Annotated in this window: 1 protein-coding gene; it reads left to right on the top strand. The window is 65.7% G+C overall.

Annotated elements, in window-relative coordinates; all coding sequences use genetic code 11:
- A partial coding sequence (locus tag ACY45C_RS16325; RefSeq protein WP_462188445.1) for a reverse transcriptase domain-containing protein occupies positions 1-912 on the top strand: 912 nt, incomplete at both ends.

Raw genomic sequence — 912 nt, 5'->3', positions numbered from 1 at the left:
GTCCCGCTCCAACGCGTTGGTCAGCGTTCGGCGGGTCACGGAGATCAACGCTGGCCGGATAGCGGCGGGCGTCGACGGCAGAACGGCTCTGGAGTCCCGGCCGAAGGTTGAGCTGGCCGGGCAGGTGCAGCACGCCGCGAAGTCACGGACGCCAAAGCCTGTCAGACGGGTGCACATCCCCAAGCGGGGATCGACCACGGAACTCAGGGCGCTTGGTATCCCCGTCATTTTGGACCGCTGCCTTCAGGCTGTGGTCCTGGGGACGCTGGAGCCTGAATGGGAGGCGCGATTCGAGCCGAGGTCCTATGGATTTCGGCCTGGGCGCGGCTGTCATGATGCGATCCAGTTCATCTACACCCTGGCCTCCAAGCCGAGTGCGCGACGGGTGTGGATCGTGGACGCGGATCTGGCGGCGGCGTTTGACCGCATCGACCACGATCATCTGCTGCGGCAGCTTGGCACGTTCCCCGCGCGGGAGCAGATCGCCGGGTGGCTCAAGGCGGGTGTGGTCGAGCGCGGCCGGTTCGCGCCGACCGAGGAGGACACTCCTCAGGGCGGTGTGATCAGTCCGTGCCTACTGAACGTGGCCCTGCATGGGATGGAGGCGGCGGCCGGGGTGCGCTACGAGACCAACGGTGTTGCTGCCGGGAAGCTCAGGCGCGACTCCCCGGCTCTGGTCAGGTACGCCGACGATCTGGTTGCCCTGTGTCACTCGCGTGAGCAGGCCGAGCAGGTCAAGGCCCGGCTTGCGGGGTGGCTGGAGCCCAAAGGGCTGAGGTTCAGCGAGGACAAGACGCGCGTCGTCCATATCTCGGAGGGCTTCGACTTCCTTGGGTTCAATATCCGCCGCTATTCCAACGACAAGTTGCTGACCAGGCCGAGCAAGGCGGCCATGAATCGTAAACATTCACC

The organism is Frankia sp. CcWB2, from assembly GCF_977927585.1.
This window is presented reverse-complemented; position numbering and strand designations above follow the sequence as displayed.